General features: G+C 68.6%; 19 protein-coding genes. 10 read left to right on the top strand and 9 right to left on the bottom strand.

Translation table 11 applies throughout. The features are described from left to right. Nucleotides 1-12: 12 nt before the first annotated feature. A complete protein-coding gene (locus J2850_RS29575) occupies nucleotides 13-1,470 on the bottom strand; it encodes a mannose-1-phosphate guanylyltransferase/mannose-6-phosphate isomerase (protein ID WP_209990603.1) in 1,458 nt (485 codons plus the stop codon). Nucleotides 1,471-2,187: 717 nt separating this feature from the next. Between J2850_RS29575 and J2850_RS29570 the strand changes: the two genes are divergently transcribed. The 3 genes from J2850_RS29570 (at nucleotide 2,188) to pseC (ending at nucleotide 5,934) form a co-directional block, all read left to right on the top strand. Then, the gene (locus J2850_RS29570) at nucleotides 2,188-3,129 is read left to right on the top strand and encodes a replication protein RepA (RefSeq protein ID WP_209990600.1); all 942 of its coding nucleotides are present in this window, start codon (nucleotides 2,188-2,190) and stop codon (nucleotides 3,127-3,129) included. Between the two features lie 451 nt (nucleotides 3,130-3,580). Continuing rightward, nucleotides 3,581-4,675 carry a UDP-N-acetylglucosamine 4,6-dehydratase (inverting) gene (gene pseB / locus J2850_RS29565; protein WP_370878974.1) on the top strand — a complete coding sequence of 365 codons (1,095 nt, stop codon included), beginning with the start codon at nucleotides 3,581-3,583 and terminating at the stop codon, nucleotides 4,673-4,675. Between the two features lie 14 nt (nucleotides 4,676-4,689). Next, nucleotides 4,690-5,934: a UDP-4-amino-4,6-dideoxy-N-acetyl-beta-L-altrosamine transaminase gene (gene pseC, locus J2850_RS29560; protein ID WP_209990597.1), complete on the top strand. Its 1,245-nt coding sequence runs from the start codon at nucleotides 4,690-4,692 to the stop codon at nucleotides 5,932-5,934. Between the two features lie 31 nt (nucleotides 5,935-5,965). Here pseC and J2850_RS29555 read toward each other — a convergent pair whose 3' ends face one another. From J2850_RS29555 to J2850_RS32155, 3 genes are all read right to left on the bottom strand, one after another. After that, the gene (locus J2850_RS29555; protein ID WP_209990594.1) at nucleotides 5,966-6,157 is read right to left on the bottom strand and encodes a hypothetical protein; all 192 of its coding nucleotides are present in this window, start codon (nucleotides 6,155-6,157) and stop codon (nucleotides 5,966-5,968) included. Beyond that, complete coding sequence (locus J2850_RS29550) at nucleotides 6,148-6,408, bottom strand: DUF4915 domain-containing protein (RefSeq protein WP_209990592.1); 261 nt, start codon at nucleotides 6,406-6,408, stop codon at nucleotides 6,148-6,150. The genes J2850_RS29555 and J2850_RS29550 overlap by 10 nt, the downstream gene beginning before the upstream one ends. A gap of 90 nt (nucleotides 6,409-6,498) precedes the next feature. Further along, nucleotides 6,499-6,624, bottom strand: coding sequence for a hypothetical protein (locus tag J2850_RS32155; protein ID WP_281415102.1), 126 nt, complete (start codon nucleotides 6,622-6,624; stop codon nucleotides 6,499-6,501). On the opposite strand from J2850_RS32155, the gene J2850_RS29545 reads away from it, so the two are divergent. Next, a complete protein-coding gene (locus tag J2850_RS29545; RefSeq protein ID WP_209990590.1) occupies nucleotides 6,623-6,973 on the top strand; it encodes a hypothetical protein in 351 nt (116 codons plus the stop codon). The genes J2850_RS32155 and J2850_RS29545 overlap by 2 nt on opposite strands. A gap of 208 nt (nucleotides 6,974-7,181) precedes the next feature. On the opposite strand, the gene J2850_RS29540 is transcribed toward J2850_RS29545, so the two are convergent. Further along, nucleotides 7,182-8,054, bottom strand: coding sequence for a hypothetical protein (locus J2850_RS29540; protein WP_209990587.1), 873 nt, complete (start codon nucleotides 8,052-8,054; stop codon nucleotides 7,182-7,184). 287 nt (nucleotides 8,055-8,341) lie between these two features. Here J2850_RS29540 and J2850_RS29535 point away from each other — a divergent pair, with 287 nt between their 5' ends. The 3 genes from J2850_RS29535 to J2850_RS29525 all read left to right on the top strand — a co-directional run bounded on the left by J2850_RS29535 (nucleotide 8,342) and on the right by J2850_RS29525 (nucleotide 13,359). Then, on the top strand, nucleotides 8,342-10,645 hold the full coding sequence (locus J2850_RS29535; RefSeq protein ID WP_246513749.1) for a type I secretion system permease/ATPase: 2,304 nt from the start codon (nucleotides 8,342-8,344) through the stop codon (nucleotides 10,643-10,645). Between the two features lie 14 nt (nucleotides 10,646-10,659). Further along, entirely contained in the window at nucleotides 10,660-12,183 is a 1,524-nt protein-coding gene (locus J2850_RS29530) for an HlyD family type I secretion periplasmic adaptor subunit (RefSeq protein WP_209990584.1), read from the top strand. A 216-nt stretch (nucleotides 12,184-12,399) separates the two neighbouring features. Then, nucleotides 12,400-13,359 (top strand): class I SAM-dependent methyltransferase, encoded by a 960-nt coding sequence (locus J2850_RS29525; RefSeq protein WP_209990581.1) that lies wholly within the window; start codon nucleotides 12,400-12,402, stop codon nucleotides 13,357-13,359. Between the two features lie 49 nt (nucleotides 13,360-13,408). Here the strand turns inward: J2850_RS29525 and J2850_RS31940 are convergent, their stop codons facing one another. After that, the gene (locus J2850_RS31940) at nucleotides 13,409-14,881 is read right to left on the bottom strand and encodes a carbohydrate-binding domain-containing protein (protein WP_246513748.1); all 1,473 of its coding nucleotides are present in this window, start codon (nucleotides 14,879-14,881) and stop codon (nucleotides 13,409-13,411) included. Between the two features lie 401 nt (nucleotides 14,882-15,282). Here J2850_RS31940 and J2850_RS29515 point away from each other — a divergent pair, with 401 nt between their 5' ends. The 3 genes from J2850_RS29515 (at nucleotide 15,283) to J2850_RS29505 (ending at nucleotide 20,768) form a co-directional block, all read left to right on the top strand. Beyond that, nucleotides 15,283-17,976, top strand: a complete 2,694-nt coding sequence (locus tag J2850_RS29515; RefSeq protein ID WP_209990577.1) for a right-handed parallel beta-helix repeat-containing protein — start codon at nucleotides 15,283-15,285, stop codon at nucleotides 17,974-17,976. A gap of 195 nt (nucleotides 17,977-18,171) precedes the next feature. Then, a complete protein-coding gene (locus tag J2850_RS29510; protein ID WP_209990576.1) occupies nucleotides 18,172-19,242 on the top strand; it encodes a lysylphosphatidylglycerol synthase transmembrane domain-containing protein in 1,071 nt (356 codons plus the stop codon). Further along, nucleotides 19,239-20,768 carry a glycosyltransferase gene (locus J2850_RS29505; RefSeq protein ID WP_209990573.1) on the top strand — a complete coding sequence of 510 codons (1,530 nt, stop codon included), beginning with the start codon at nucleotides 19,239-19,241 and terminating at the stop codon, nucleotides 20,766-20,768. The genes J2850_RS29510 and J2850_RS29505 overlap by 4 nt, the downstream gene beginning before the upstream one ends. 3 nt (nucleotides 20,769-20,771) lie before the next feature. Here J2850_RS29505 and J2850_RS29500 read toward each other — a convergent pair whose 3' ends face one another. The 3 genes from J2850_RS29500 to J2850_RS29490 form a co-directional block, all read right to left on the bottom strand. Further along, complete coding sequence (locus J2850_RS29500; RefSeq protein WP_209990568.1) at nucleotides 20,772-21,002, bottom strand: hypothetical protein; 231 nt, start codon at nucleotides 21,000-21,002, stop codon at nucleotides 20,772-20,774. A gap of 37 nt (nucleotides 21,003-21,039) precedes the next feature. After that, a complete protein-coding gene (locus J2850_RS29495) occupies nucleotides 21,040-21,261 on the bottom strand; it encodes a hypothetical protein (protein WP_209990565.1) in 222 nt (73 codons plus the stop codon). 263 nt (nucleotides 21,262-21,524) lie between these two features. Continuing rightward, nucleotides 21,525-23,462 carry a PhoX family protein gene (locus J2850_RS29490; protein WP_209990562.1) on the bottom strand — a complete coding sequence of 646 codons (1,938 nt, stop codon included), beginning with the start codon at nucleotides 23,460-23,462 and terminating at the stop codon, nucleotides 21,525-21,527. Between the last annotated feature and the right edge of the window lie 171 nt (nucleotides 23,463-23,633).

The raw sequence follows: 23,633 nt of genomic DNA, 5'->3' as shown, positions 1-23,633 counted from the left end.
GGGACAAGCGCCTCAGTTGCGGCCGTAGACGTCCTCGAGCCGGACGATATCGTCCTCGCCGAGATAGGAGCCGGACTGCACCTCGATGATGGTCAGCGGCACCTTGCCGGGGTTCTCCAGCCGGTGGACCGTGCCGATCGGGATGTAGATCGACTGGTTCTCGTAAATCATCACCTGCTCCTCGCCACGGGTGACCAGGGCGGTGCCGTTGACCACCACCCAGTGCTCGGCGCGGTGATGGTGCTTTTGCAGCGACAGGCGCGAACCGGGCGCGATGGTCAGGCTCTTGACCTGGAAACGCTCGCCGGTGTGCAACGACTGGTAGGAGCCCCAGGGGCGGTGGACCCGGCGGTGGGTCGAGGATTCGCTGCGGCCGTCGGCCTTCAGCCGGTCGACGATGCGCTTGACGTCCTGGGCCTGGGCGCGGTCGGCGACCAGCACGGCGTCGTCCACCACCACCACCACGGCGTTCTCCACCCCGACCACCGCGGTCAGGTGGTTGTCGCTGCGCACGTAGCAGTCGCGGGCGCCTTCCAGCAGCACGTCGCCGATGACGACGTTGCCGGCCGTGTCCTTGGATCCGACGTCCCACAAGGCCGACCAGGCGCCGACGTCGGTCCAGCCGATCTCGCACGGCACCACGGCGGCACGGTCGGTGTGCTCCATCACCGCATAATCGATGGAGATCGCCGGCGCCTTGGCGAAGGCCTCGGCATCCAGGCGGAAGAAGTCGAGATCCCTGGCCCCCCCGGCGAGGGCGGCCCGGCAGGCGGCCAGCACCGCCGGGGCATGGCGCTCCAGCTCGACCAGCAGGCGGCCGACCGGGAAGAGGAACATGCCGCTGTTCCACAGATAGCTGCCATCGGCGAGGTAACGCTCGGCGACCTCCAGCGACGGCTTCTCGACGAAGGCGGCGACGGTGAAGGCACCGTCCGCCTCGTCCAGCGAATGGCCGCGGCGGATATAACCATAGCCGGTCTCCGGCTTGGTCGGCGCGATGCCGAAGGTGACGAGCCGGCCGGCGGCGGCGCCGGCGGCGGCTATGGTGACCGCGCGATGGAAGGCATCGGCATCACGGATTTCATGGTCGGCCGGCAGCACCAGGAGCAGCGCATCGGGATCATCGGCCTCCACCGCGAGCGCGGCGAGCGCGCAGGCCGCGGCCGTGTTGCGTCCGGCCGGCTCCAGGATGATGCCGCGGGCGTCGCACCGCGACTGGCGCAGCTGCTCGGCCGCCAGGAAGCGATGTTCCTGGTTGCAGATCACCAGGGGCTGTGTGAAGGCAAGCGGCGCCTGCGGCGCACCGGACCGGGCGCTGACCCGCAAGGCGGTGTCCTGGAGCATCGTGCGCTCCGAGCACAGCGGCAGGAACTGTTTGGGATACAGCTCGCGCGACAGGGGCCACAAACGCGATCCCGTGCCGCCTGAAAGCAGCACCGGAATGATCTTCTGCGCGGAATTGCCGGTCATCAGCCCGCCATCTGTTGAGTGAACATGCCGTGCAAGCGCCGTCGGAAAGCTCCCGACCCCGTACAGAGGGACACGCAACACCGGCGCGCCATCCTGTCGGCCAAGCACCATGGCGGTTCGTTATAGACCAGCGTCTTCTCCCGCCACAAGCACCCCTCCGAGACTGCCCCGACCGGAGCGCCCCTTCCGGGAAAAGCCGCGACAAGACTCCAAACGCCGGGGGCTCCGACCCGCATTCCCGGGCGCGTGGCCTTGGAGTCTTGTCGCGCCCTCTCCCGCATCCTGTGCCTGGCACCTTCATCAAGAAGGCGCTTTCCCTGCCCTCTCAGCTCGGAAAGCGCGACAGAACTCCAAATTCCCGCTTTCCCCGCTCAGACAGCCCCCATCCTTCAGCCCGGAGAACGGCAATCCGCAATCGCGACTCGCAAAAAACACGACTCGGCGGCGATTCGGATTCGAATCGAAATGGCATGACTGGAGTCTTGTCGCGATGAACCGGAAATCCACAGCTTAGCCGGACTATCCGCTGGAGTCTTGTCGCACCAGTTCTGGAGTTTTGTCGCGCGACTCGCGAGTCTCCACTGGAGTCTTGTCGCTCAAACTAATAACTGAATCAAATAACCTTACAAATAGTCTGAGCGACAAGACTCCAAATTGCTGGGACTATCCCGACGTGATATAGGCTTGCCCACAAAGTTGTGCCAAGGTCAGCTCGCTATGGGACAGATACACACCCTGATCACCCAGCTTGGACGTGACCAGGCGAAGGCGCTTCAGACGGATCCGGATCAGCGGTCGCTAGTCGACATCGCCGCTTCCGTCCTGGAAGAAGAGCGCCAGGAGCTTGGCATCACCTATTCGGGCTTTGCGCTGACCGCACTTCCCCATCGTCGTCTTCCCGATGACCAGCCCTGGGAGCGGCGTGGACATAAGATCCGCTTGCTGATCGAGCCGGGACGACTGCCGGTCCGCAACGGTGGCTTTAAGCTTTACGGCGTGCCTTATGGCAGCCGCGCCCGGATGATCCTGCTCTACCTGCAGACCCGGGCGATCCAGACCGACAGCCGCGAGGTCGAACTCGGCCGCAGCATGCACGAGTGGCTCGACCGCATGGGCCTGTCAGTTGGGGGCCAGACCTACCGCGACATCCGCGAGCAGGCCTCACGCATCGCCGCCTGCAACCTGACCTTCGCCTGGGAGGATGCCCACAGCATCGGCTTCGAGAAAGGCTCGATCGTCAAGGGCGGCATCCACTTCTCTGCCAATGGCGGCAGCGGCGACCAGGGGGCACTATGGGAAGACCGCGTGCTGCTCTCGGAGTCCTTCTTCCGTGAGCTGAAGGCTCATCCGGTGCCGATCTGGGAACCGGCCCTGCGCCACATCCAGAACAACAGCACCAGCATCGACATCTATATCTGGCTGGCCTACCGGCTGCACAGCCTGCCGCGGTCGACCCCCATCACCTGGCCGGCGGTGTTCGAGCAGTTCGGTGCCGGCTACAGCCGGCTGCGCGATTTCCGCAAGCGCTTCATCGAGGCCCTGCAGTTGGCCCTTGCCGTCTATCCCGACGCCCGGGTCGACGTCGACGAGCAGGGATTGATGCTGCACCCGTCGCCGCCGCCGATCCCGGAACGCAAATTCGCCCAGCTCTGTCGCTGAATGGATCGGGTTCCGGTTTTCGGTGTCCCCGCGCCTGCGACAAGACTCCAAACATTTCCGCCGCCTCTCCCCGACTTGCCGGTAATGCCCCAGGCATGGCTTGAACTGGCGAATCAAGCCCATCTGCCAAGATGGCATGCAAAGCATCGTGCCGCCCTTACCGGCATGTGGGCGATACGGCGGCACATGCGGCAAGAGGATGCCTGAAACCGCTATTCTCTCGGTAGCCGCCCCGCCGCGAATGAGCATTCCCGCCCCGCTCTTTCCGGCGGCGCTCAGGACGCCTCTTGCACTGCCCGTCATCCTGAATTAACCCGATTGTCAGAACGCTCCGGTTACGATCAGGCCTACTCTCGGATCCGGTCGTGGTGCTGCGATCCGGATGGTCCGGACGGGGTGGGTGGCGCGGTGGCTTCGGTTTGAGGCCGCCTTGAACAGACGGAAAGCGGCTGTGGCGATAAATTCCGGTGATCCCAAGGCACAGCATCGAGACAGCCCCACCGCCTCCGACCCCGACGGGGCGCCCCCCCCCGGCTTGACAACGGGCCTGCGCCTGCTGGACGGACGTTCGGTCCTGGTCACCGGAGGAACTGGCTCCTTCGGACGCCGCTTCGTCGAGACGGTGATGCGCCATGCGTCGCCACGGCGGGTCATCATCTTCTCCCGCGACGAATTCAAGCAGTACGAGATGCAGCAGCGCATGCCCAAGGAATGGGCGTCGACGCTGCGTTTCTTCATCGGTGACGTGCGCGACCGCGAGCGGCTGGATCTCGCGATGCGCGATGTCGATTTCTGCGTCCATGCCGCGGCGCTCAAGCACGTGCCGGCGGCCGAATACAATCCGATGGAGTGCATCCATACCAACGTCTACGGTGCGGAGAATGTGGTGCGGGCGGCGCTGTCGGCGGGGGTGCGGCGCGTCGTCGCGCTGTCGACCGACAAGGCGGCCAACCCGATCAACCTCTACGGCGCCAGCAAGCTGGCTTCGGACAAGATTTTCATCGCCGCCAACAACCTGTCGGGCGCGCGCGACACCCGGTTCGCGGTGGTGCGCTACGGCAACGTGGTGGGATCGCGCGGCAGCGTCGTGCCGCTGTTCCGCAAGATGATCGACGAAGGGACCGATCACCTGCCCATCACCGATGCGCGGATGACCCGTTTCTGGATCACCCTGCAGCATGGCGTCGACTTTGTGCTGTCCTGCTTCGCCATGATGCAGGGGGGCGAAATCTTCGTGCCGAAGATCCCAAGCATGCGCATCGGCGATCTCGCCCACGTGCTGGCGCCCGGGCTGCCGCAGAGGATCGTCGGCATCCGCCCGGGCGAGAAGCTGCACGAGGTGATGATCACTGAGGATGATTCCCGCCAGACCTACGAGCTGGCCGACCGTTACGTCATCGAGCCGGCCTTCACCTTCTGGCAGCACGCGCCCTATGAGCGGCTGAACGCCCGGCCGGTGGCCGACGGCTTCCGCTACGCCAGCGACAGCAACGACGACTGGCTGGATGGGGCGAGGCTGCAGGCCCTGCTGAGCGAACCGGGATAAGGGGGGCGAACTTCATGGCTGGGACACCGCCCTTCCTGCCCTATGGCCGGCAGACGGTCACGGAAGAGGACATCGCTGCGGTGACGGCGGTGCTGCGCGGCGATTGGCTGACACAGGGGCCGGCGGTCACAGCCTTCGAGCAGGCCCTCGCCAGCCGGGTGGGGGCGGCGGACGCCGTCGCCTGCGCCAACGGCACCGCGGCGCTGCGGCTGGCCTACGCGGCGCTGGAGATCGGTGCCGGCGATGCGGTGGTCGTGCCCTCCAACACCTTTCTCGCCACCGCATCGGCCGTGCATCACACCGGGTCCGAGATCGCCTTCGCCGATGTCGACCCCGACACCGGCCTGATGGGAGCTGCCGAGGCCGAGGCCGCCATCGGCCGTGCGCGGGCGGCCGGCTGGCGGGTGCGGGCGCTCGCCCCGGTCCATTACGCCGGCCAGAGCGCGCCGATGGCGGAATTGGGCGCGCTCGCCCGGGCCGAGGGGCTGGCGGTGGTTGAGGACGGCTGCCACGCCATCGGCACGGTCGATCTCGCCGCCGGCGCGGCGGCCCGAGAGACGCCGGTCGGGGCCTGTGCCGAGAGCACGCTGACCGTCTTTTCCTTCCATCCGGTCAAGACCATCGCCGCCGGAGAAGGCGGGGCGGTCACCGGCAACGATCGCGACCTGATGGCCACGGTCCGTCGCCTTGCCAACCACGGCATGATACGCGCGCCAGGATTGGGAGAGACCTTCGCCGACCCACAATCTGCGGTGGATATCAATGGCGACCCAAATCCCTGGTACTATGAGATGACCCGGCCGGGTTTCAACCATAGATTGTCAGATATCCATGCCGCCTTGGCGCTGAGCCAGCTTGGCCGTCTCGACGAGGCCGTGGAGCGGCGGCGGGCGCTGATGGCGCGCTATGACGAGCGGTTGGCGCCGCTGGCCGCCAATCCCCGGTCCCTGGTGCGGCCGCCGGTTCGGGTTCCCTGGTGCCGGCCGGCCTGGCACCTATGCGCCGCGCGCATCGACTTCGCGGCGGCCGGACTCTCCCGCGCGGCGGTGATGGCGGCGCTGCGGGCCCAGGGGATCGGCACGCAGGTCCATTACATCCCGGTCCACCGTCAGCCCTACTGGCGCCGGCGCTACGGCGACCTCGCTCTGCCCGGCGCCATGGCCCACTACGCCCACACCTTGTCGCTGCCGCTGTTTGCCGGCATGGCGGACGCCGACGTCGACCGCGTCGTCGCGGCGCTGGGCCAAGCCCTCGGGTGATCGGCCATCCGGCGCCGTCTTGTCTCGAAGGCTACTGGGCTTGGTCCAACGCCTCGCTCAGGTCCAGCGGACGGCCACGCATGATCAGCGTGTTGATGCGCCCGTCGGCGAAGCCCACCACCATCGGCAACCTCACACAGGCGGTGTCGTAGAACTCGCGCACCACCCCGCCGATGCTCAGCCAATGCACCAGCCCCCCGGCCCGCAAGTCGATCACCTGCATCGTGCATTGCGGCTCAACGCCCCCTGCTTCAGCCGTTCGTCGAACGGCAGGCCAGAGACGTCGCGATGCTGGCGCGGCAGCGAAAGCCCGACCAGCGCGTCGTTTCCGACCAGCGCCAGACCGTGCAGGAAGCCGGGGCAGAAGGTGATCGGCTCAAAACGTCCGTCGCGCTGGTCGATCCAACCCACCTCGCCGGTGCCGACGTTCGGCACATAGAGCCGCCCGCCCTGCAGGCGTAGCGAATGCGGCAAAGGCGTAAGACGGTGCGGAACGCCGTAGCTCCGGATGAGCTACGTCATGAGCGGGACCGCCTTTTCCCTCCTCGCGGTTCGCCACACCGATCAGGATGTCGCGAACCAAGCGATGTCGACCTGCGAGGCCGTCAGTCCCTTCGGCACCACCTCGTCGTCGGCGGAGAAAACGAGAACCGCCTCCCCCACTGCGGTCGAGCGTAGGGTGTAGGCCATGTCCGCCGCCAAGCGGATGCGGTCGCCGTCCACGGCATTGAAGTCGGCGATGACATCGCGACTGGAGCCGGCGGAAGGCGAACAGGTCGGCTCCGGCGCCGCCGGCCAGCGTGTCGACTCCGCCACCCGCCTTGATGGTGTCGGCCACGTCGCCCACGATGCGCTGTGCGCTGTCGGCAATGCCCGCCGCAACGGCGCCGGACGGCTGGGCCATGGCTTGGGAGGGAGCCACGGCGCGGCGGGTATCGACAATCATTCCGCCCGGGATCGTCGCGAAGTCCATCCCGGTGAGGGTCACGCGCGTCCGACGGGCCGTGACGTGTCGAGCGTTTCTGGCCGGAAAGGCTGATCCAGGCGGTTGGGCAAGTGCTTCCAGCACTGTGCGCTTGCCGAAAAGCACGGATCATGCCGGCTGGCGGCGCGCTGTGGACGGTGCGGCGAACCATGGCATGACGCGGACTCCAAGGACGGGGGGAAGCCGGCGCCGAGCCACAGCCTCCCCCTCGAGGGGCCTCCGGCAACGCCACCATCACGCGAATGCGAGCCTGATGAGGCGGTCACCGGGAGGTGGCGGGAAGGGCGAGGTCGATCACCAGACGATGGCCGCGCTCCTTGTCCGGAGGCAGGGTGGACAAGCCGAGCAGCCTGACGGTCCCTTTCATGCCCGTCAAGCCGAAGACCAGATGGCTGTCGGCGCCGCTCTGTTCGAGCCGGTATTCCAGGGCGCTGGGAAACAGAGAGCCCGACGGCGGCGCCAGCCAGCGGGTGCCGGGCAGCGGCACCATCACCCGCCCGCCGGGCCGCGCCACCGCCGCCTGGAAGCGTGGCGGCTGGTCGAGGTCCAGCACGACGCGTACCCCCGCTTCGCTGTGGGCGGTGCGGATGCGCTGCACCTGCTGGACCGTCGGGCGGGCAGGTGTCGCCTGCAGGGGTTTGCTGTCGTCCCCGGCGCGCTGGGGCGGGCGCGCCGGGGCGGGCGACGGCTTCACCGCCGGCAGCGGCGGCTCGGCGGCGTCCGCTGTCTCCACCCTCGCCGCCGGCACGGGCGGCGGCACCGTTGGGATGACCGCTGGCGGTACCGCCGACAGCGTGGGCGCGGCGGCAGCGGCCGGCGGCCGGGGAGAGGGATGGTCGCCCGGCAGGCCGCCGCCCCGCCCTTCGGCACGGCCGAACTGCACATAATGGGTGTAGCCGCTGGTGATCTCCCCGTTGCGCACGGCGGCGGCGACATCCGGATTGGCGGCCAGATAGCCCTTTTCGTACCAGCTCGACGGCGGTGCCACCGTGGTATCGGCTGTGGAGGCCCGCCGCCAGCCGGACAGCGAGGCCGGCAGCGTCGGGACCAAGCCGAGGCGATCCACCGCCAGCGACAGCCACAACGGCGTCAGCAGCAGGAGCAGAAGGCGCAGCAAGGGGACGATCCGGGGCAAGGCGGCACATCCATTGGGCAAGGGTGGAGGCCAAAGGTGCCGGCCGGCAGGACGCAGGTGTTCCCAACCCCTGCCCATCGGCCGGCGATGGCCGAATGCGTACTCCCAAGGACGCGCATCGGTCCAGGAAAAGCAATCACCGCGATGCCTGCCCCCATGGGGCACTCCCCCGGCATGGGGAGGGAGTACCCCATCGTTCGGGTGGCCTCCCGCCCTCCTGATGCGCACCTTCGGCTGGAGGCCGTCTTTCGGCGCCTCTCCTTAAAGTTTTGGAACCGGGAAGTCTCATGGAACAGATGCGGGACGGGGTGCCGGGAGATGCGGCGCAGGACGGGCCTTCCACCCGGAAGGAGGGCGGCCTGGGTGAGGGCCAGCCTTCCTTGGCCAAAGGTTCCAGCGGCGGCCCCGCCGGCGCTCGTCTCGACCCGGGGGTTTCCGGGCTGGTCGCCGCCCTGCGCATCCTGGGCATCCCGGCCGACTACGACGGCATCCGCCACGCCTGCGGCGGCGAGACGCCCGATCTCACCGGACTGATCCGCCAGGCCCATCGGCTGGGCGCCAAGGCCCGCGTGGTGAAGACCAAGTGGGAGCGGCTGGAGCGCACGCCGTTGCCGGCGCTGGTCCCCGGTCCCGACGGCGGCGTCCTGGTGCTGGCCAAGGCCGGCGGCGGCCGCGTGCTGGTGCATGATGCGGCGTCCAACCAGACCCGCATCCTCGACCGCGAGGCCTTCGAGCCGCTGTGGGACGGCCGGCTGCTCTGCCTGGGGCGCAAGGGCAGCTTCGGCATGGGCCAGCCGCGCTTCGACGCCCGCTGGTTCGGCGCCGTCGCCTGGAAATACCGCGGCATCCTCGGCGAGGTGATGGCCGCCTCGCTGTTCCTCCAGCTCTTCGCCCTGGTGACGCCGCTGTTCTTCCAGGTGGTGGTCGACAAGGTGGTGGTGCACCGCAGCCTCGGCACGCTCGACGTGCTGATGGTCGGCATGATGGCGGTGATCCTGTTCGAGGCGGTGCTCGGCGCCTTGCGCACCTACACCTTCGCCCACACCGCCAACCGGCTGGACGTCGAGCTGGGATCCAAGCTCTACCAGCGCCTGCTGTCGCTCCCCATGGGCTATTTCGCCACCCGCCGGGTCGGCGACAGCGTGGCGCGCGTGCGCGAGCTGGAGACCATCCGCAACTTCATGACCAGCTCCACCGTCACCCTGGTGCTGGACCTGCTGTTCACCGTGGTCTTCCTCGGCGTGATGCTGCTGTACAGCCCGCTGCTGACGGCGGTGGTCGCCGCCTCCTTCCCGGTCTATGTCGCCATCAGCCTGGTGGCGACGCCGATCCTGCGCCGCCGGCTCGACGAGAAGTTCGCCCGCGGTGCCGAGAACCACAGCTTCCTGGTCGAGACGGTGTCGAGCATCGAGACGGTCAAGGCGATGGCGGTCGAGCCGCGCATGCAGCGCCGCTGGGAGGACCAGCTCTCCGGCTATGTCCGCGCCGGCTTCCGTGCCGGCACCCTCAACAATATCGCCAGCCAGTCGGTGCAGTTCGTCTCCAAATTCTCCACCATGCTGGTGCTGTGGCTGGGAGCGCGGCTGGTGATCGACGGCAGCCTGTCGGTGGGCGAACTGGTGGCCTTCAACATGCTGGCCGGCCGCGTCGTCCAGCCGGTGCTGCGCATCGCCCAGCTCTGGCAGGATTTCCAGCAGGTGCGGCTGTCGATGCACCGCATCGGCGACATCCTGAACACCTCGCCCGAGCCGCTGCAGAGCGCCGGCCGCGCCGCCATGCCGGCGATCAGGGGCGACCTCAGCTTCGACCATGTCACCTTCCGCTATCGTCATGACGGGCCGGAGACGCTGAGCGACGTGTCGCTGCACATCCCCGCCGGCCAGGTGGTCGGCATCGTCGGCACCTCGGGATCGGGCAAGAGCACGCTGGCCAAGCTGCTGCAGCGCTTCCATGTGCCCGAGCGCGGGCGGGTGATGGTCGACGGCACCGACCTTTCCACCGCCGACGCGGTGTGGCTGCGCCGGCAGATCGGCGTGGTGCTGCAGGACAACGTGCTGTTCTCCGGGACCATCCGCGAGAACATCGCGCTGACCGATCCGACCATGGACATGGCCCGCGTCATCGCCGCGGCGAAGCTGGCCGGTGCCCACGACTTCATCGTCGAGCTGCCCGACGGCTACGACACGGTGGTGGGGGAGCGCGGCGCCAGCCTGTCGGGCGGGCAGCGGCAGCGCATCGCCATCGCCCGCGCGCTGGTCACCAACCCGCGCATCCTGATCTTCGACGAGGCGACCTCCGCCCTCGACCATGAGTCCGAACGCATCATCCAGGCCAACATGCGCCGCATCTGCGCCGGCCGCACCGTGCTGATCATCGCCCACCGCCTGTCGACCGTGGCGATCGCCGACCGCATCGTCACCGTGGAGCGCGGCCGCGTCGTCGAGGACGGCGCGCCGGACGAGCTGCTGCGCCGCGGCGGACGCTACGCCACCCTGTTCCGCGGCCAGATGGGGCAGCTTCCGGGCAGCGGCACCCCGCCGTCATCGGGCGTCCTGCCCGGTGACGGCCTGATCGAACGGGCCGCCGGCTGAAGGAGGGAGATGCCATGAGCAAAGCAAACGCCGCGGTGATGGCCGCTCCCGCCGCCAAGACGGCGGGATCTGGCGCACAGATCCCGGTCAATCCTCCGGCCAACGCCCCAGGCACGCCGCCGGGACCGGGGGCCCAGGCCCGCCCTCCCCGCCCGGCCCGCCGGCGCCGCGAGGAGATGGATTTCCTCCCCGATGCGCTCGAGATCCTGGAGCGGCCGCCCTCGCCCACCCTGCGCCTGTTCAGCGGGGTCATCATGGTGGCCTTCGTCGCGGCCTGCGCCTGGGCATGGTTCGGCCATGTCGACGTGGTGGCGGTGGCCCAGGGCCGGGTGGTGCCGAGCGGACGGACCAAGACCATCCAGCCGATGGAGCCAGGCGTCATCCGCGCCATCCGGGTCGAGGACGGCCAACTGGTCAAGGCCGGCCAGACGCTGATCGAACTCGACCCGACCGAGGCTGCCGCCGACCGCGACCGCATCACGTCCGACCTGTCGGCGGCCCGCGCCGAGGCGGCGCGGCTGCGTGCCGCCCTCGACGTGGTGGACGGCCGTGCCGATGCCGACGATCCCGGCGCCGCCTTCGCCGCCCCGGCGGGGCTGGCACCCGACCTCGTGCGGATGCAGCGCCAATTGCTGGCCAGCCAGGTCGCCGAGCAGCGCGCCAAGCTGGCCTCGCTCGACCGCGAGCAGGCCCGGCGCGTCGCCGACCGCGCCACGGTGGTGCAGACCATCGCCAAGCTGACCGCCACCCTGCCGCTGATCCGCGAGCGGGCCGACGCGCTGCACGAACTGTCCCAGCGCGGCACCTCCTCGCGCTTCCAGTATCTCCAGCTCCAGGAGGACCTGGTCGGGCAGGAGCAGGAGATGCTGGTCCAGAAGATCAAGCTGACCGAGGCCGACGCGGCGATCGCCGCCAACGCCGAGCAGCGCCGCCAGACCGAGGCGGAGTTCCGCCGCACCCTCTACACCGGGCTGGCCGAGGCCGAGCGCAAGGCGGCCTCGCTGGAGCAGGATCTGGCCAAGGCCGGGCAGCGCCTCGGCCTGCTGCGGCTGACCGCCCCGGTCGACGGCTATGTCCAGCAGCTCGCCGTGCACACGGTGGGCGGCGTCGTCACCAGCGCCCAGCCGCTGATGGTCGTCGTGCCGGAGGACAGCCGGCTCGAGGTCGAGGCCTTCATCCCCAACAAGGACATCGGCTTCGTCCAGGAGGGGCAGGTGGCGGAGGTCAAGGTGGAGGCCTTCTCCTTCACCAAGTACGGCCTGATCCCCGGCCGCGTCGCCTCGCTGTCGGGCGATGCCGTGCAGCAGCAGGCTGGCAAGGAGCAGGACAAGCAGGCGCCGAAGGCCGGCGACGGCGGGTCGGTCTATGTCGCGCGCATCACCCTCGACCGCGACAGCCTGGACGTCGACGGCAAGCAGACGCGACTGCAGCCCGGCATGACGGTGAGCGCCGAGATCAAGACCGGCAACCGCCGCATCGCCGACTACCTGCTCTCGCCATTGTCCCGCAGCACCCAGGAGGCGATGCACGAACGATAAGGCCGCATCCAAAGGTCTAAGCTCTCTGGTAGGCAGGAGCCCATCTATAGGGTACTCTCATATTGAGGTATAGGCTTCTTCGGGGCCTTGCCTGCCGGCCACAGAGCGAAACCTTCGGGTTGGCATTGGATGAGGATGCGGGCGCCACCGTCTCAGGATTTTCCGTCGCCGACCGTGATCCCGCCATTGGCGCTCCCGGCTCCGCTGGGGTGCCGCGTGTGCGGCCATAGCGACGGCAACCGCCGTCACACGGCGCGCGAGATGATGTTCGGCCGCCGCGACCGTTTCGACTATGTTGAGTGTGCCGGCTGCGGGTGCCTGCAGATCGAGGCCATTCCGGACAACCTGGCCGATTATTACAGCGAATCCTATTACAGCCTGAGCGGGAGCTTCGATCAGGAGTTCTCGGATCCCAAACGGCGCCGGAGCCATGGTCTGCGCGCAAGGCTCCTGCTGACCCTGCCGGAAGTTCTCGCCAAGCGGGTCCGCTTCGCCGACATGCGCCGCCCGTTGTGGTCGCTTCGGCCCGTGCTCCCCCCGCGCCGCGGCCGCATTCTCGACGTCGGCTGCGGGGCTGGGCGCCTTCTCTACCTGCTGTCCTTGGCGGGCTGGCGGCGGGGGCACGGGGTCGATCCTTTCCTGAAGGAGGATCTGCACTATGCCAACGGCCTGACGGTCCAGCGCGGCACCTTGGACGAGGTCGATGGCGGCTGGGATCTCATCATGTTCCACCACTCCTTCGAGCATGTCCCCGATCCCTTGGCCAGCCTGCGGTCGGCAGCACGGCGGCTGACGCAAACCGGCACCTGCCTGCTGCGCATTCCGGTGGCGGATTGCGAAGCGTGGCGCCGCTATGGTCCGGACTGGGTGCAGCTCGATGCGCCGCGGCACCTGCATCTCTTCACCCGCAAGAGCATCGACATCCTCGCGGCCCGCGCCGGCCTGCGGGTGGTCGGCGTCGCGCACGACTCTTACGAGTTCCAGTTCTGGGGAAGCGAGCAGTACCGGCAGGACATTCCCCTGTTCGCCGACGGCTCCTTCCGCTGGGGCAGCGGGGCGCCGATCTTCTCGCCCGCCCAGATCAGGCAATGGCAGGAGGACTCGGAACGCCTCAACCGCGCCGGGGCGGGGGATCAGGCGGTGTTCTACCTGAAACCGGCGTCCGGTCGCGGATAGGGCGGACTCCCTCGGACAGGACCCCATCCGGTGGCAGGGATGGTGCCCGTCAGGCCGCCAGATCGTAAGGCGCCGCCCCATCGAGCGGGCCTGTGCCATGGTCGGGGAGACCGGACAGGCCGTGGCTGATCGCTGTTACGCCGGCAGCCGAGCCGGGCGGCCAGCTCGTCAGGGAATCGGTCGCAAGCACCATCTCCTGCCCCTCAGTGCCGGCCATCGCGGCCGTCACCGCATGGCGCCACACGCCGTCGCTCGCCTGCAGTTCGGCGGCCCGGGCCGCTGCGGCCGCCTGGTCGGCGAACAGGCTCTTGTCGGCGGCGACCACCAGCGTGCCGTTCCACCACAACCCGTCCTGCCCGCTTGTCACGTCACGGCCGTCGAGCGCCCCCTTGTCGTAGGTGGCGGCCACATCGGTGGCGGCGTAGGCGTGGCCGTTGACGGTGACGGCGTCGATGAAAAGGTTGCGGTCCTGCCCGCCGGTGGCCGTGTCGTTGTCGTACTGGACCTGGACCTTATGGGCACTGTCGGCCGCCACCATGGTGGTGAAGGCATGGGTTTGGGCCGTGGCGCCGACGGTGGCGTCGCCGATCGTCTTGCCGTCGACCAGCAAGGTGAAATGGGCATTGGTCCCTGCCACCGCGGTGCCCTTGGCGGTCACCTGGATGGCGGCGGCCACGGTGGCCGGTCTGTCGGTGCCCGTGTCGGGCTGGCCGTAAAGCTGGGCGATCTTCGACAGGAGCGCCGGGGTGTCGAGGTCGGTGTAGCCGGTGGCGCCGATCGGCGTTCCGCTCTGGCGGGCCAGCGACAGGAACTCATCCTGGGCCAGGGCACTGCCACGCAGGTCCAGCGCCTCCTGCTGGGCGAGCGCCACCGCCGCGGTCACCGCCGGGGTTGCGAAGGAGGAGCCGTTGACCGTCACGGTGCGCCCCGCCAGGTCGGTCAGCCGGATGTCGGTCCCATCGGCGCAGAGGTCGGTGATGCCGGGGTTGCGCTGAGCCCAGCCTGGCATCGTCCCGTCGCCGCCGGATGCACTGACGCAGATGCTGTTGTGGTCGGCGGCGAAATAGGACACGTCGGTGGCGGCCCCGTTCTGTCCCGCGTTGCCGGCTGCGGCCGAGACCAGCACACGCTGGGCGGACAGTTTGGCCAGCTCGTCGGACAGCGCGGTGGTCATTTCCGATGTGGCGGAACCGCCGGCCAGCGACAGATTGACGCCGACGACATGATAGGCCTCGGCGTTGTCGACCACCCATTGCAGGGCTTGTTCGATCGTCGCCCCGGCCGCATCGGCCGAGCCGTCGGCCATCACCTTCAACGCGATGATCCCGATGTCCGGTGCCTGCGACAGGATGCGGGAGGTCACCAAGGCGCCATGGCTGTCGGCCGTGAGGGTGCGGGCGTCGCCGTCCTTGTCGGCGAAATCGTGCTGATAGACCACGCGTGCCGGGTCGTTCCAGGTCGGCGACCAGCCGCTGTCGATGACGACGACCGTCTTGCCGCCGGTATGGGTGCTGTTCGCCATCTGTCCATCTCTCCCTTGTCATGCGCCACCGTCCGCAGGGGAGTATGGGCAGGCGCCGTGTGGCCTGCGGATGATAAGGATGAGGCTGATCGGTGACAGGCGGCCGGTCGATTTTTATGCGACGTCGCATAAAAATCGATCGGCCGATGGCTTCGCCGCGAGCCGGCATTGCTGTCAGGCAAAGGGGAACACCATGCAAAGCTCACCCAAGGTGAGTTGTGCTGGTGCGCTCGAAAACAGCCCTCAGGACAGGGCAAGCGACAAGTGCGATGGTGCGAGAATTTATCACGAAAATAACACAGAGGATTGGAACGAAATCTCCTGCGCGAACGGATATCTGTACCCCTTTATTAAGTGGTTGTGCGGTGTGATCGCCTGTGTATCGACAAGGCGATCCGGCAATGACAGACAGCACCCAGGCTTTCTACGTCGCGACCAATGGCAACGACGCCTGGTCGGGACGTCTGGCAACCCCCAACGCGGATGGGACCGATGGTCCTTTCTCCTCGTTGCAGCGCGCGCAAAACGCGATGCGGGAAACCGGCGTGCGCGACACCTATGTCCGCGGCGGGACCTACAGGCTGTCCGGCACCCTCACGCTGACCGGAGCCGACAGCGGCGTGCGCATCATGGCCTATCCCGGTGAAACCCCCGTCTTCAGCGGTGGCGAGCGGGTTTCCGGCTTCAGCGCCATCGGTGGCGGGCTCTATGCCGCCGCCACTGCCGCGACCGGGCTCGACCTCTCCATAGGCGGGGTGCGGCAGAAGGTGGCGCAGACCGGCGACTGGGCGGCAGGAGATGCCAAGTCCGGCTGGTCGATCCTGGAGGCGGCGGCGGGAGGGGCCAGCAAGACCAGCCTGCGTTACGGAGCCGGCGATGCAGCCATGGCGGCGGCCGTGACCTCCGGGATCCAACCCGGAACGATGATCCAGGCCTTCGACACCGAAAGGCTGTCCGACAACATCGTCGGCGTTGCCGGTGTCGATGCGGCCAGCCGGACCATCAGCTTCACCCAGGGGGTGAAGTACGCCTTGCGCAGCGGCGGCACCTACCGGCTGCTGAACGACGACGCCTTCCTCCGCGACGCCGGCGAATTCGCCTGGCAGGCTGAAACCGGCCGTCTGGTGGTCAAGCCCCAGGATGCCGGCGCGCTGCTGGCGCAGGGTGCGGTGGTGGCGCGGCTCGGCACGCTCATCGCGCTGAACGGAGCGAATGGGGTCACCATCCAGGGCCTGACCTTCTCCGACACCACTTGGAACGGCTCGGCGCTGACGCTGACCAACGCGTCCGGCAACGCCATCGCCGGAAACCGCTTCGTCGATGTCGGCACGGCGCTGACGCTCACCGGCTCGTCGAACAACATCATCGAGGCCAACCGGATGGAGCATCTGGGGGCCAGCGGCATCAAGGTCACCTACGGCAGCACTGCCAACCGCATCGACGCCAACCGCATCGACGGGGTCGGCGAGGTGCTGAAGGACTCCGCCGGCATCCAGCTCTACGGCACCGCCGACACGCTGATTTCGGGCAACGACATCCGCAACAGCGCGCGCTACGGCATCTCGATCAAGAATTGGGATGCCGCGACGGTCAACACCGGCACGGTGGTGGAGTACAACCGCCTCTACAACACGATGACCGAAACCGCCGACGGCGGCGCCATCGAGATGCTGGGGCGGTCCAACATCGACACGCGCACCCTGATCCGCGGCAACGACATCCGCGGTGTCGGCGGGGTGGCGACCGACGGGTCGGGGTGGCTCGAGCGTTACAAGAGCTTCGGCATCTATCTCGACGACATGGCCAACGGCGTCACCGTCCAGGACAACTTCATCCGGGACACCGGCTGGGCCAGCGTCTTCATCCACGGCGGCGATTCCAACACCGTCACCAACAACCTCGCGGTCCTGTCCAACCCGCGCGAGCGTTTCATCCGCCTGGAATGGGTCCCGAGCGGTGGCGACGCCGGGCTGCTCGGCAACAACACCATCACCGCCAACGCGATCGCCTCTTCAACCGGGCAGGATTACTGGGAATTCTGGACCCCCGGTTCCTACACCGTTTCCGGCAATCTGGTGCAGGGCACGCGTGTGCGCAGCAGCGGGGACACCGCCACCACCAGGCTGTTCGCCGATCCGGCGGCCGGGGACTACCGCCTCGCCTCGGAGGGGGCGGCCGGGCTCGGCATCCATGACCTGGACTGGGGCCGTGTGGGGACCGCCAGCCTGAGCGTGCCGGCGATCGCGCTGCCGACCATGCTGCCCTCGGCACAGGCGGCGGCGATCGGCCTTGGCGGGGCGGTGTCCTTTCCGGTGTCGGCATCGTCCGGAGTGACGACCGGCGCCAGCATGGTGGCTGCGGCCGGGGCGGCCAGGGCCACCATCCGCAGCACCCCCACCGCCGCGGCACCGGTCGCCAGCATGATCGTGGGCAATGACGGGGTCGACATCCTGCAGGGGGGCGCCGGCAATGAAACCCTGCTGGGCGGCGGCGGCGACGATTGGGCGGCCGGCGGGGACGGGGTTGACCAGGTGTACGGCAATGCCGGGAACGACAGCCTCTACGGGAACGCCGGTTCGGACGTGCTGCATGGTGGTCGCGGCGACGACCGGCTCTACGGCGGCCGCGACGAGGATTTCCTGAGCGGCGACGAGGGCGACGACTGGGTGATGGGCGACATCGGCAGCGACACGTTGGCCGGCGGGGCCGGGCGCGACCGTCTGGTCGGCAATGCGGGGTCGGACACGCTCTATGGCGGTCGCGACGAGGACACGCTGTACGGCGGCCAGGGCGACGACCGCCTGTTCGGCGACCTCGGCAACGACCGGCTGTCAGGCGACCTCGGCAACGACACGGCAACCGGCGGGGCGGGCGCCGACCTGTTCGCCTTCGCCGGCCCCGCCGGCCAGGACCTCGTCACCGACTTCCAAGCCGCCGAGGGCGACCGCATCGCGCTTGCCCCCGGACTCGCCTACAGCCTTGCCGCCAACGCCGCCGGCGAGGCGGTCATCGTCTTCACGCCAGACCAGTTCGTCACCCTCGCCGGGGTGCGCCGGGACGCCTTCGACCCCGCCTGGATCACCACCTGCGGGTAGGACGGGGAAAGCCGCTCTTCCGGCAGAGGCGGCGGCGCACGGGTGACAAGCACAGCACAAGCCGGTACAACGGCGCGTTCGGCGCTCTTTGACCTGGACGCCGGCTAGTGTGCAAGGATGATGTCTCACATTCTGCTTGATCCAGCCCCGCCCCAACCGGGCTCGGCGAAGACGCCGGAGCCGGCGGGGCGCTTGATGCCCATACCGGCTGCCGCAGGCCGGCACCGGGCCCTGCTGGTCAAGCTGGCGGTGACCGTTCTGGTGCTGGGGCTGCTGGCTGCCGGAGCCGACTGGCAGGGCATTGCCGGACGCCTGTCCGCCGCCGACCCCTGGCTGCTCGCCGCCGGCTTCGCGGCCAAGGCGCTGACCCTGCCGCTGGCGGCCCTGCGCTGGCGTGCGGTCGGCCGTGCGGCCGGCTTCACGCTGTCGCGCTGGAGCGCCTTCCGTCTGCAGATGGCCAGCAGCTTCCTCGGCCAGATCCTGCCGGGCTCGGTCGGCGCCGACCTGTTGCGCGGCTGGTTCACCTGGCGGCTCGGCCACCCGGCCGGGATGGTCATGCTGGCGCTGCTCGTGGACCGGCTGACGGCTCTGCTGGGCGTGGTGGTGATCGGGCTGATCGGGGTGCCGCATCTGGCCGAGGTGGCGCCACCCGCCGTCGCCGGCACCGTACTGGCCGGGGCGGCGATCCTGGCCGCCGGCATGGCGCTGCTGCTGCTGGCCGGCAGGATCCCGGGCGGCATCCCGGGCGGTCGGCTGCCGTTGCCGCGGCGCCTGCGCGAGGCGGCCGTGGTCCGGAAGCTTGCGGGCATGGTGATGGCGGCGGCGGCGCAGATGCGCGGCATGGCCTGGAACCGCGCCGCCTGGATCGGGCTGGGCCACGGCATCGGCGTCCATCTCGCCACCATCGCCGCGACGATCCTGTTCGCCCGCTCGGTCGGACTGCCGCTCGGCTGGCTGGACGGGCTGGCCATCGTGCCGGCCGCCATCGTCGCCGCCGCCCTGCCGGTGTCGTTCGGCGGCTGGGGGGTGCGCGAAGGGGCGATGGTCGCCGGCTTCGCGCTGCTCGGCTTCGACACCGGTGCCGCCCTCCTGGTCTCGCTGCTGATCGGGCTGTCGATCGCCGTCCTCTCGCTGCCCGGCGGCCTGTTCTGGCTGCTGCTGCGCAACGAGGCGGCGGCCCTGCCCCAGGCAATTCCTGCTTCCGCCGTCTCCCCCGCCGCCTTCCCGGCCCGGCCCGACGCCCTTCCGACGGATCCGACCCGATGACCGACCAGTCTTCCCCGACGATCGCCCGCTCCGCCACCGCTGCCGGCGCCGCCACCGGCGACGGCGGCCTGCCGGCAAAGCGCCCGCTGTCTCCCCGGCAGGAACGGGTGCGCAGCCTGTTCGATGCCATGGCGCCGCTGCGCGACCGCTGGGCCGGACGCAACCGGGCCTTCCATGAGGCCGATCGCGCCTACCTGCGCTTCCTGATTCCCGAAGGGGCGACGGTGCTGGAGATCGGCTGCGGCGTCGGCGACACGCTGGCATCGCTCAAGCCGGCGCGCGGCGTCGGCATCGACCTCAGCCCGGCGACCATCGCGGTGGCACGGACGCGCCACCCGGAGCTGGAGCTGCATGCCGCCGATGCCGAGGATCCGGCGACGCTGGACGGGATCGCGGGACCCTTCACCCATATCCTTCTGTCGGGCACCATCGGCTTCCTCGACGACATCGAGGAGACGCTGCGCCTGCTGCGCCGGGTCGCCACCGCGAAGACCCGCATCGTCGTCAGCTATCACTCCCGCGCCTGGGAGCCGATCCTGTGGGTGGCGGAGAAGCTGGGGCTGCGCATGCCGCAGGGGCAGCAGAACTGGCTGTCCACCAGCGACATCGTCAACCTGCTGGATCTGGCCGGCTGGGAGCCGGTGCGCCGCGAGTGGCGCCAGTTGATCCCGAAGCGGCTGTTCGGGCTGGGAATCCTGGTCAACCGCACCCTGGCGCCCTTGCCGGGCATCCGCCGGATGTGCGTGCGCAACTACGTCGTCGCCCGGCCGCAGCCCGCCGCCGCCGAGGTCACCATCGACGGCCGCCCGCCCTCCGTCACCATCCTGATCCCCTGCCGCAACGAGCGCGGCAACATCGAGAACGCGATCCGCCGCTTGGACCGCTTCGCCCCCGACATCGAGGTGATCTATGTCGAGGGCAACAGCCAGGACAACACCTACGAGGAGTGCCTGCGCGTCCGCGACGCCTATCCCGACTGGGACATCAAGGTGATGAAGCAGCCCGGCAAGGGCAAGGGCGATGCCGTGCGCACCGGCTTCAACGCGGCGCGCGGCGACATCCTGATCATCCTGGATGCCGACCTGACGGTGCCGCCGGAAACCATGGGGAAATTCTACCGCGCCATGGTGTCGGGCCGGGGCGAGTTCGTGAACGGCACCCGCCTGGTCTATCCGATGGCGCCGGAGGCGATGCGCTTCCTGAACTTCCTGGCAAACCGCGCCTTTGCGCGCATCTTCTCGTTCCTGCTGAACCAGCGCTTCACCGACACGCTGTGCGGCACGAAGGTGCTGTGGCGCGCGGACTATCAGACGATCGTCGCCAACCGCCACTATTTCGGCGACTTCGACCCCTTCGGCGACTTCGACCTGATCTTCGGTGCGGCCAAGCTGAACCTGAAGGTCGTCGAGGTGCCGGTGCGCTATGCCGACCGCAGCTACGGCGAGACGCAGATCTCGCGCTTCACCCACGGCTGGCTGCTCGCCCGCATGGTGGTGTTCGCCTGGAGAAAGTTGAAGGCGTTCTGACGCTCAGGCATGCATCCGTTCGGCCGGCACGGTCAGCGCCTGGTAGACGTCGCGCTGCTCGCTCAGGCTGACCAGCAGGTCGCTCAGGCTGTCGCGGGCGAAGGCGTCGGTGGTGGCCGCCAGCTTGCGGCGGACGACGGCGATGAACTCCTCCAGCACTTCCAGGTGCAGGACGGCGGCGGCCAGCAGGTCGGTGGCGACGGGGGCGGCGGTGGTCTGGGCGGACACGGTCATGACTGGCGGTTCCCTGGTAAAAAGGTCGAAGGATGGATCAGGCGGCGAGCGCCGTGACGGGAAGGGTGGCCTCCAGCGTGGCGCGGTAGGCCTCGCGCTGCTCGTCCAGGCCGGCCAGCAGGTCGGCCATGCTGTCGCGGGCAAACTCGCCGGTGACGGTGGCCAGCTTCGCCTGGGCGATGGCGATGAAGTCATCGACCACGTTCAGGTGAAGGGAGGCGGCGGCGAAGATCTCGTCGGAGAAAACAGGCGTCGTCATGGTGGCGGTCCCCGTATTCGTGTGGAGGCTTTTGCCCGTGTTCGATGAGCCTATTGAGCCATCCGCGCAGTTAACGAGGTGTTAAGATCACCAATTGGTCCCAGGTCGATTGCTGATTACCACCTCCAAGAATAGCGATTTCGGAAGTATTTGGCCTAAGGATTACTTCTTTTGGCGATGCCCTCGGGAGGGCATGAAAAACGCGGCCGGTTGCCCGGCCGCGTTCCTTTCCAACGATGCGTCCAGGGGCGATGACGCCTGGATCACACCGCCTGCGGCAGGCCATGGATATAGCCGACGCCACCGCTGCGGCGGTTGCGGTAGGCGTCGTCGATCAGGCCGGCGACGCTGTCCTTGATCTTGTCGTGCAGCCCCTTCTCCCAGTCGCCGGGGTGCTGGAAGTTGCTCATGATGTAGGAGAAGCCGTTGACGTCGTCGAGCGCCTGCAGGCCGGTCGATTCCGCCCCCACCGGGCAGGACAGCAGGCGGGAGAGCCTCTTGCTGTCGACGTTGTAGGCCCACAGGAAATTGTTGACGTGGTTGCCGCTGTCCTCGCCGATGAACAGCGTGCGCAGCTTCTCGGAGAATTTGAGGTTGTCGGGGTTGGCGATCAGGTCGGCGTCGGCGGTGTTGCCGAGCGCGTCGGGGCTGGCGAGGTCGCGGCCGATCAGGGCGGGGACCGGGCTGAAATGCACCGGCACCCAGTCGCTGGCGATGGCGGTGCCGGCGCTGTCGCTCTGGCCGGCCTTCATCGGCAGATGGTAGACGGCGCCGGCGTTGATGGCATCGACCTTGATGCCGCTCTTGCCGTCGCTCATCGACTTGTACATGTAGGACACTGCCATGTAGGCGGTCTTGTCCTTGGCGTTGACGGTGACGCCCTCCAGCTTGCTCAGCGCCAGCGTGGCGCCGGCGATCGGCGCGTAGCGGTGGGTTTCCAGGAAGGCGGCGGCCTTCTCCATGCCCGGCTTGATCTTGACCCACTGGGTCTTGCCGTTGAAGCCGATGGCCGTGAAGGACGGGTCCTTGGGATCCTCCTTCTTCACCTCGACGATGTCGGCGGCCTTCAGGCTGTCGGCCAGCGTCCTGATCTCGTCGCTGGTGGCGTGGCCGAGCTTGACCCAGGTGAGCGCGAAGGAGCCGCCCTTGTCGATGTCCTTGCCGGCCTCCTGCGCCATCTTCGCGGCATAGAGCGTGCCGGCCGACAGGTCGGCCTCCTTGTCGGCGATGAACATGAACAGGCCGCCGTTGGTGGCGTCGTCGCCCATCAGCACGGTGCGGCGGTCGGGCATCACCTGCACCAGCTCGTGCGAGATGCGTCCCAGGCAGTAATGCTTGGTGATCGTGCCGGTGCCGTCGGCGTTCACCGTCACTTCCGGCAGGTGGCCGTAGTGATAGGGATTGGCCTTGTCCGGATCGCCGTAGAGGTTCTGGCTGAAGGCGCGGAACTGGTCGTCGAGCGCGGTGGCGTCCGGCTCGTACTCCTCGCTCGACAGGTGGGTGTTCCAGGGCGACAGGCTGGCGCCGCAGGTGATCCACAGGCCGTGCGCCGGGCTGGTGTCGACCGTGTGGTACTGGACCAGCTTGAGCGCGCCCGTTTCCTTGTTCTGGTCGAGCGTCAGGACGGCGATCGGCGACGGCAGGCGGCCGTACATCGAGGCGTCCTTCGAGTCGCGGGTGGTGTATTCGAACTGCACCACGGCGAACAGGGTGTTGCCGGCAACACCCGGCACCTTGGCCTCCATCGGCGCCAGCACGTTGCAGCCGTCCGGGCAGTCGGAGAAGAACTGCGCCGGCGTCGCCAGCGAGCGGTCGAGGATCGGCCTGCCTTCGATATCGTAATAGCCGCCGGCGAGCGTGGTGCCGCCCTTGCCGTCGGGAACTTGGTCGCCGGTGATGAACAGCGGCTGGTAGCCGAGCGCGAAGCTCTGCTTGGACCCGTCGGCCCAGGTCACGACCATGCTGGACTCGACCGTGGTCTTCGCCTGCGCCGCGGCGGTCGCGGGGGCCGCCATGCCGACGAACTCGACGGCAACCGGCGCGCCCTTGGTGGCGGCGGCCTCGGCGCCGGCGGCGAACAGCAGGTTGCCGACACCGGCACCGGCGACCGGCAGCAGCGGCAGGCCGGCGAGCGCGCGGAGCAGCGAGCGGCGCGACGTTTCAGGCAGGGTGGCGGACAAGGCGGCGGGCAAGGCGGTCATGGCTGATGTCTCCCGAACCCTCGATCAGGGCAAGCGGCTGGCTTTGGCGCCCGCCCGTGTCCGGGCGGCGTCGGTTCGTCTTGGCGAGCGGCGGGAGGCTAGCGCGGGGATGTTACAGTTTGACGGTCGCTGCCCGTCCGGACGGGGGAAAGGAGCGGCCATTCCCGGCCA

It is taken from the genome of Azospirillum picis (assembly GCF_017876115.1).
In the GTDB taxonomy this organism is placed as follows: Bacteria; Pseudomonadota; Alphaproteobacteria; order Azospirillales; family Azospirillaceae; genus Azospirillum; species Azospirillum picis.
The sequence above is the reverse complement of the archived record's forward strand: the minus strand, read 5'-3'. Positions and strand labels throughout refer to the sequence as shown.

Excerpts from the sequence above, each read along its gene's own strand:
- J2850_RS29575 (WP_209990603.1), bottom strand. The coding sequence starts at position 1,470 with ATGACCGGCAATTCCGCGCAGAAGATCATTCCGGTGCTGCTTTCAGGC.
- J2850_RS29570 (WP_209990600.1), top strand. The coding sequence starts at position 2,188 with ATGGGACAGATACACACCCTGATCACCCAGCTTGGACGTGACCAGGCG.
- pseC (WP_209990597.1), top strand. The coding sequence starts at position 4,690 with ATGGCTGGGACACCGCCCTTCCTGCCCTATGGCCGGCAGACGGTCACG.
- J2850_RS29555 (WP_209990594.1), bottom strand. The coding sequence starts at position 6,157 with ATGCAGGTGATCGACTTGCGGGCCGGGGGGCTGGTGCATTGGCTGAGC.
- J2850_RS29545 (WP_209990590.1), top strand. The coding sequence starts at position 6,623 with ATGTCCGCCGCCAAGCGGATGCGGTCGCCGTCCACGGCATTGAAGTCG.
- J2850_RS32155 (WP_281415102.1), bottom strand. The coding sequence starts at position 6,624 with ATGGCCTACACCCTACGCTCGACCGCAGTGGGGGAGGCGGTTCTCGTT.
- J2850_RS29535 (WP_246513749.1), top strand. The coding sequence starts at position 8,342 with ATGGAACAGATGCGGGACGGGGTGCCGGGAGATGCGGCGCAGGACGGG.
- J2850_RS29530 (WP_209990584.1), top strand. The coding sequence starts at position 10,660 with ATGAGCAAAGCAAACGCCGCGGTGATGGCCGCTCCCGCCGCCAAGACG.
- J2850_RS31940 (WP_246513748.1), bottom strand. The coding sequence starts at position 14,881 with ATGGCGAACAGCACCCATACCGGCGGCAAGACGGTCGTCGTCATCGAC.
- J2850_RS29515 (WP_209990577.1), top strand. The coding sequence starts at position 15,283 with ATGACAGACAGCACCCAGGCTTTCTACGTCGCGACCAATGGCAACGAC.
- J2850_RS29510 (WP_209990576.1), top strand. The coding sequence starts at position 18,172 with ATGCCCATACCGGCTGCCGCAGGCCGGCACCGGGCCCTGCTGGTCAAG.
- J2850_RS29505 (WP_209990573.1), top strand. The coding sequence starts at position 19,239 with ATGACCGACCAGTCTTCCCCGACGATCGCCCGCTCCGCCACCGCTGCC.
- J2850_RS29500 (WP_209990568.1), bottom strand. The coding sequence starts at position 21,002 with ATGACCGTGTCCGCCCAGACCACCGCCGCCCCCGTCGCCACCGACCTG.
- J2850_RS29495 (WP_209990565.1), bottom strand. The coding sequence starts at position 21,261 with ATGACGACGCCTGTTTTCTCCGACGAGATCTTCGCCGCCGCCTCCCTT.
- J2850_RS29490 (WP_209990562.1), bottom strand. The coding sequence starts at position 23,462 with ATGACCGCCTTGCCCGCCGCCTTGTCCGCCACCCTGCCTGAAACGTCG.